The 3,763-nt window shown below is 68.8% G+C and carries 4 protein-coding genes; 2 read left to right on the forward strand and 2 right to left on the reverse strand.

Going from position 1 to position 3,763, the window contains the following annotated elements; all coding sequences use genetic code 11:
* Positions 1-71 precede the first annotated feature (71 nt).
* On the forward strand, positions 72-881 hold the full coding sequence (locus RMO85_RS00390; protein WP_310525741.1) for a hypothetical protein: 810 nt from the start codon (positions 72-74) through the stop codon (positions 879-881).
* Positions 882-1,175: 294 nt separating this feature from the next.
* Here RMO85_RS00390 and RMO85_RS00395 read toward each other — a convergent pair whose 3' ends face one another.
* Complete coding sequence (locus RMO85_RS00395; protein ID WP_310525742.1) at positions 1,176-2,882, reverse strand: sialidase family protein; 1,707 nt, start codon at positions 2,880-2,882, stop codon at positions 1,176-1,178.
* Positions 2,883-2,994: 112 nt separating this feature from the next.
* A complete protein-coding gene (locus RMO85_RS00400) occupies positions 2,995-3,474 on the reverse strand; it encodes a TspO/MBR family protein (protein ID WP_310525744.1) in 480 nt (159 codons plus the stop codon).
* Between the two features lie 113 nt (positions 3,475-3,587).
* On the opposite strand from RMO85_RS00400, the gene RMO85_RS00405 reads away from it, so the two are divergent.
* Positions 3,588-3,763: histidine phosphatase family protein (locus tag RMO85_RS00405; protein ID WP_310525746.1), on the forward strand; the 176-nt coding region annotated here is incomplete at its 3' end.

Here is a 3,763-nt window from a genome sequence, read left to right on the forward strand (position 1 = left end):
GGCCGGGTCGAGGTGACCACGCTCGCTGACGCCGTATTGTCGCTGATCCGCACGCGCTCGGACGCCTATCGATGGAGCGCGGCCAACGCTCACGCACAACAGATGCAGAGGCTGTCGACATCCTCGACGCCGCGATCCCGACGACGCCGCCGAGCGAGATCTACTCGGTGACCCACAAGGCGCTCGCTCTGCGGACAAGGTCATTGCCCGCGCTGACGACTCCAGCGGAATCATCGGGGACGCCTGTCGTCGGCTGCTGGAGCTCCACACAAAGGCGGTTGCCGCCGCGGCTACGCCAGCGGCTCGCGGTCCACGATCACGACATCGAGGCGATCATCCGGACCCACGCCAAGGCCCGGATGGTCGCGGCCCGGCTGGAGGACACCGCCGAGGCCTTCGACGAGATCGGTGAGATCGACCTGGCCATCAAATGGGCGAAGCAGGCCACTGACTTCGACCGCGGCCACCAATCACTCAAGGCGGCGGGCTACTGGTGCGGGCTCCTCGAGAAGCACCGGCCGAGCGAGGCGCTGCAGGCCCGGGTCTCCGTGTTCCGCAAGTGGCCTTCGTCGACCCTAACCGCGCGGCTGCACAAGGCGGCCGGCACGTCTTGGCCCGATTTCCGCGACGAAGTGGTCGCCACACTCGCGGCAAGCCCGACCGACGCCGTGCTGTTCGCGGTGCTCACCTTGAAGGAGCCCGAGTTCGCGTGGAGCCTCGCGCCAATCTTCCCTGCATCTCGACACTCGCCACGGGCCATCGGGCTCCACAGCTCACCCTCGCCGCGTGACCATGCAACGTTCCATGCAACGAAGTGCCTGGAATCCCGTTGCATCCAGATGTTCCCTGATGCCTTCACGATCGGTCGATCAGCCCGCTGACCTGCGGTAACGTGAACTTCAACGCTTCTCGATGCCCGTCGATCCGGGGTCTACGCCGTCCATGTCCCACAGGACGGCCGCTGGCAGCTGTACTCCCCCACCGGGGCGCTCACCTGCGGATACTCGAGATTCGGCGGTGCTCAGAATGCCCTCCGGGATGCTTCGTGCGGCGTGCCGTGCAACGACTCACCCTAGATCCACGGTGCGCAGCATTCGCCATCCTGACGGCGAACCAGCGGCATCAGACACCGACCCGGTGGGGCCCGGACACCACCCTGGGCGCAGGTCGGGCGGCTACGGCGTGATGAGGCTCACGTAGGCGTCGCTGTTGCCGAAGCTGCCCGCACAGTGTTCCGGGGGTGCCGGCTTCGACCCCGGCTCGTGGGAGTACGGGTTCTGCCCCAGCCGGGTCTGGAGCCGGTCGCCGAAGTCACCACGGACCGTTGCGGTGCCGTCGATGATCCGCTGGTACTGGTCGACCGCGGGGCAGCCGACCCCGTTGCGGGTGTCGGTGTAGATGAACCATGCTCCGCCGTTGCGGGACACGAGCTGGTTGTAGTCGCCCATGAACTGTCGCGCAAGGTTGTTCTGCGCACTGGCTGCCGGGTCCGTGGACGCTGAGGACACCTTGGTGGGTGCGCTCCAGGTCGTGCCGGATCGGCTGAGGTAGTAGCTGTCGATCGCCGCGTTTCCCGTGCCGTAGGTCGTCGTGCTGACGGCCCTGAGTGCCTGGTAGCCCAGGTCGACCCGGCCGTTCGGGGCGACGTCCATGCCCTGGTAGAACGCGTAGCCCTCGGCCGCCGTGCTCACCGTGGCCGGGGCGCTCCAGCTGACCCCCTTGTCGGTCGAGGTGCTGACGACGATGCGGCCACCGGAGGCTGTCCTGGTGGACCAGGCGGCGTACAGCGTGGTCGAACCCTGCCGTGGGTCCGCCGCGAGTGTCGGGAACGAGTTCGTGCGGAAGTTCGCTCCCGGGATCGGGTCGGCGATGTCGGTGACCGGGCCGATCGTGGCCGGTCGTGCGTAGCTGACGCCGCCGTCTCGAGAGATGGCCACCACCTGGCTCGAGCCCTGCTCGAACGCGACGTACACGCTGCCGTCCGGCCCCGTGACGACGTAGGAGCCCTGACGGCCGTTGCCCGTGCCGTTGTTGCCGGCCGGGGAGAGCTGACGTGGCGCGCTGAAGGTGCTCCCACCGTCCGCCGAGTAGACCGCCTGGACCGGCTCGTTGCCGTTCCCGGTGGCGGTGCTGGACCGGAACTGGGTCCACGACATGTACAGGCGCCCGAAGAACCGGCTGCCCGGATTGTCGTCGACTGCGATCCACTCCTTGTCGTTGAAGTTCACCGGGTGGTTCGGCGTGGCGATGACTGGCCTGCTCCAACTGGCGCCGTTGTCGTCGGAGAAGGACACGGCCAGGAACTCCGGTGCCTTGTTCGCCGGATACGGCCCCACGTTGTCCTTGTAGGAGGCCAGCGTCGCGTAGTAGGCGCGCGTGCCGTTGGCGTAGCTGAACCTGCCTGAGCTGTCGGGTCTCGGGCCGTACATGATGACGGGGTCGCCGTCAGACACCAGCGGGGAGCTCAGCCAGGAGGCTTGATCATCGAGCAGCCCGCGGTTGGTCCAGGTCTGTCCGCCGTCGCCCGAGGTGTAGACGCCCGAGGTCCCCACGTTGGGGAAGAAGGAGCAGTCACTCGGTGCGGCGTTCGGCCCCCGCACCGGACCCGGGCCGCAGGGCGGCTGGCGCTGCTCGTCGTTGGAGCCGGCGATCAGGAAGCGGCCGTCCACGGGGTTGATCGCGATCGTCGGCTCGTTCTGCTTGTTGGTCGGGAACAAGGCATCGGCGTCGGACGTCGGCTGTCCGGCGACCTGTGGGTCGTTGGCCTGGACGTCGGTCCAGGTGGCCGCGCTCGCCAGTGCTGGCGCCAGAAGGAGCACGCCCGCCGTCGCCAGGCCGAGGGCGGCTCGGCGCAGCGGCCGAGCGGCTGGAGATGAACTCATGTGGGCTCTCCTGACAAGACGATGACCGAGACGCCGGCGATGCCGGACCAGGTCCACACAACCACGACGCGACCCGGAGCGGTAGTCCCCCAGGGCGCCGCGCGGCCGCGAATCAGTTGAGCCGGGCGTACTGCACCGACAAGGCGGTGGCGATGCTCAGCCACGCGGCGTACGGCAGCAGGACCACGCCTGCCCACGGCACCGAACGTGCCACCAGACCCACCAGCACCCAGGTCAGCACGGCGGCAACGGCCAGGCACAGCGCGGCCGCCGACAGCCGGTGCGGGACGTAGAAGAGCCAGGCCCAGGCCAGCGCGGCCACGACGGAGGCCCCGAGCACGACGGTCGCCCGCCACGCCGTGGCGTCCCCGATCGAACGGGTGAACCACACGCCGACCGCGAAGAGGGCCACGAAGTTGAGTGGCCAGACCACGGCGAACGCCAGATCGGGGGGCTGGAACGACGGGCGTGCCAGGCCGGCGTACCACCCGGGGTCGTGACCGGTCCACACGCTCGACAAGACGGCGTACGCCACGACGAGCACCAGCCAGGCACCGGTCGCCCAGACCGAGGCCGGACCTGCGGCGCTCATCCTCGGCACATCCGCCGGTGCACGCCCGGCCGGTCGACATGGTCCAGCATGCTGCCAGCCTAGCGACCCATGACCGCACGAGCAGTCATACCGATGGGCTCTAGTCTCCTGTCATGCGCCTGTTCCTGCTTCGTCACGGTCAGACCCACGGCAACGTGTCGGGCGCACTCGACACGGGCCTTCCCGGTCTCGACCTCACCGATCTCGGCCGACGACAGGCCGAGGCGGCCAGCCGCGCGCTGGCCCCCGAGGGCATCGGCGCCATTGCGGTCTCGACGCTCGTGCGCAC

It is taken from the genome of Nocardioides sp., assembly GCF_031422975.1.
Classification (GTDB): Bacteria; Actinomycetota; Actinomycetes; order Propionibacteriales; family Nocardioidaceae; genus Nocardioides.